Annotated in this window: 4 protein-coding genes; all 4 read left to right on the top strand. The window is 58.3% G+C overall.

The annotated features are described in order from the left end of the window. A partial coding sequence (locus AWB76_RS38475; protein WP_157696341.1) for a zinc-binding dehydrogenase occupies nucleotides 1–438 on the top strand: 438 nt, incomplete at its 5' end. A gap of 11 nt (nucleotides 439–449) precedes the next feature. Beyond that, nucleotides 450–743 carry a Dabb family protein gene (locus tag AWB76_RS38470; protein ID WP_082864639.1) on the top strand — a complete coding sequence of 98 codons (294 nt, stop codon included), beginning with the start codon at nucleotides 450–452 and terminating at the stop codon, nucleotides 741–743. Nucleotides 744–784: 41 nt separating this feature from the next. After that, nucleotides 785–1,558, top strand: a complete 774-nt coding sequence (locus tag AWB76_RS38465) for an SDR family NAD(P)-dependent oxidoreductase (protein ID WP_061165305.1) — start codon at nucleotides 785–787, stop codon at nucleotides 1,556–1,558. 547 nt (nucleotides 1,559–2,105) lie between these two features. Next, on the top strand, nucleotides 2,106–2,591 hold the full coding sequence (locus AWB76_RS38460) for a ProQ/FinO family protein (protein ID WP_061165304.1): 486 nt from the start codon (nucleotides 2,106–2,108) through the stop codon (nucleotides 2,589–2,591). Nucleotides 2,592–2,741: the final 150 nt, after the last annotated feature.

The following is a 2,741-nucleotide window of genomic DNA, read 5'->3' as shown; positions in this document are numbered from 1 at the left end:
ACGACATCGTCTAAGAAGAAGCAGGACGCGCTGCGCGTTGGCGCCCACGAGGTAGTGGTGTCGCGCAATCCGGAAGAGATGAAGGCACACGTTGACACGTTCGACTTCATCCTTGACACCGTATCGGCCCCGCACGACCTGAACGAGTACCTGAAGCTGCTTCGCCCGGAAGGCAATCTGACCTTGGTCGGCGCCTCGGCCGAGAAAATCGATGTGTCGGCGTACAGCCTGATTTTCGGCGGCCGCAGTATTTCAGGTTCACTGATCGGTGGTATCGCCGAGACTCAGGAAATGCTCGACTTTTGCGGCGAGCACAACATTGTGTCCGACGTCGAAGTCGTCGGCGTGCAACAGATCAACGAAGCATACGAGCGTCTGGAAAAAGGCGACGTTAAGTACCGGTTCGCCATCGATATGTCCACCTTAAAGAACAGCTAAGGAACTGCAGCATGTTACGACACATTTTCATTGGTCCGACATTCCCTGCGTGCACCGAAGCCAGCTTGTCTGGCGTGGTCGAGACCTTGAGTGAGCTGCCAGCGCTCGTGCCTTGGATCCGCGACTTCTCTGTCAAACAGACCCTTGACTGGTCGGCAACACGGGCCGTCGTCCTGATCGCCGAATTCGATTCGCGGGAGGACTGGGAGCGCTACATGCACGAGCCGAAACACTTGGCGCTCGGCGACAGGATCAAGGATTTCATCGATCTCTCAAGCATGACCGTCGTGCTGACCGACGCGTAAGCATAGCTACAGCCGTAACTGTTTTATTCAAAGGAATTGAAGTGTCAGCACAATCTTTAGCAGGCAAAGTCGCCCTGGTCACGGGCGGCGGTACGGGTCTGGGTCTGGGCGGGGCCGAGCGACTAGCTGAGGCCGGCGCCTTCGTCTACATCGTTGGCCGTCGCCAGAGCGTCCTGGAAGACGCCGCTCGCAACCTGGGTTCGAATGCGCGCGCCATCGCAGCAGACGTGTCCAAGAAGGAGGACATGGTGCGCGTGGCATCGATCATCCGCGAGGAGAAAGGCACCGTGGATATCGTGTTTTCGAACGCAGGTTATTGCCAGGGACGCCCACTCGAGGAAGTCAGCGAGGAATTCCTCGACGCGATGCTCAACGTGAACCTCAAGGGGCAGCTGTTCACGGTCCAAGCGATGCTGCCGATCATGAACAAAGGAGGCTCGATCATCTTGACCTCGTCCATGACTGCTTTCATCGGCCTGCCGCAATACACGGCATATGCTGCCACCAAGGCTGCAGTCGTCGGCATGGCCCGTGTCTGGACCACGGAGCTGAAGTCCCGCAACATCCGCGTGAACGTGATCAGCCCGGGCGCTATTCCGACCGAAGGCTATGAAACCGTGCAGGGCATGACGCCGAAGCAGGTCCGCGACTTTACGGAAAAATGCGCCGCAGAGATTCCGGTTGGGCGAGTTGGCCGAGCTGAAGAAATCGGTGATGCAGTGGTATTCCTGGCATCCGATGCAAGCTCCTTCATCGACGGTATCAACCTTGTCGTCGACGGCGGCCAGACCCAAGTGTATGCCGGCCGCCTGTAGGCTGATCAGTGAGCTCGTGACGGCTGGTTTCGGCAACGACGCCAGCCGCCGTAACGATCATACAAAGCCGACTATCCGTGATGCCATGCGTTGAACCCGGGTGTCGCAGAAAGATATCAATGAACGACATGACAGGCTGCGCAACGAAGTCGCGCCCGCTGGGGAACAGGCGAAGGCAGATCCGGCGCGCTTCTCGCGAAGAACTGGCGCGCAGGCTTGGTGAGCGTCGCCAGCATCGCATCTTGGAGGGTGCAGCGCAGAAAGCTGAACGTGCCCGTGAATGGGGTGGTCTTGATTCTCGTGCAGATTCCGGGTTAGGGCGATTCAGTCCTGGCAAGGTTTTGCGTCCGGGCCCTGAATTAATCTCGCCAAAAATCAACGACTTGCTGTCTGTCTAGGAAGGATATGCCCGCGCGTCGACTCGCGGCGAGCGTTGCAGCGTCGCGAGCCTGTATTCTCTCGATCACCTGACTTCGGGAAAGGACGCTGATCCCGGCGTGGTTTGGATCCCACTGATAAAATTGGGGGACTGACTTCAGGCGAGACGATGGGATTCGAACAGCTCGCTGCGCTCAAAGCGCAGCTGAATCAAGGCACGAGCGACAAAGAGGTTGTTCCACGCGCGCGAAAAGTGACAGTCGAAGTCGCACGGGAAACCGGGCTCCGGTCGAAGCCTCGACGAACCTCTGCCGACGCAGCCGCGCGAGCAGTCGCGACGCTGCAGCGACAGTTCCCGCAGGCGTTTCCGCGCGCTCCTGCACCAAAGGTTCCGCTCAAGGTCGGGATTCTCCAGGACGTGCTCGCCCGAGCGGCGTCGCTTGGACTCAGCGAGCGAGACGCTCGTAACGGCGTGAAGCTTTGGTGTCGTGGCCAACGCTATTGGAGCTGTCTCGTCGAAGGAAATGTGCGTGTGGATCTTACCGGCGCGATCACTGGGCTTGTCACCGCTGCCGAAGCAGAGTACGGCACAAGTCAGGAGAGGACTCGGCTGGCGCGCCGACGGGAGCAGCTCGCAAATAAGCGGCGTGCTTGACTCCGTTGATGGGCAACACACCGTGCTATAGTGCATCCCATTTTACATAAGTAACATTATCGGTTTCTAAGTATGTAGCGGCAATATCCTAATGTCGTGTTCTGGCTATTTACAGATGTCGGGTTTTAACCGGTGGCAAGCTGGCAGCTG

Source organism: Caballeronia temeraria (assembly GCF_001544795.2).
GTDB lineage: Bacteria > Pseudomonadota > Gammaproteobacteria > Burkholderiales > Burkholderiaceae > Caballeronia > Caballeronia temeraria.
Note: the sequence above shows the minus strand (reverse complement) of the source record. Positions and strands in the feature narration are given on the sequence as shown.

Excerpts from the sequence above, each read along its gene's own strand:
- AWB76_RS38470 (WP_082864639.1), top strand. The coding sequence starts at position 450 with ATGTTACGACACATTTTCATTGGTCCGACATTCCCTGCGTGCACCGAA.
- AWB76_RS38460 (WP_061165304.1), top strand. The coding sequence starts at position 2,106 with ATGGGATTCGAACAGCTCGCTGCGCTCAAAGCGCAGCTGAATCAAGGC.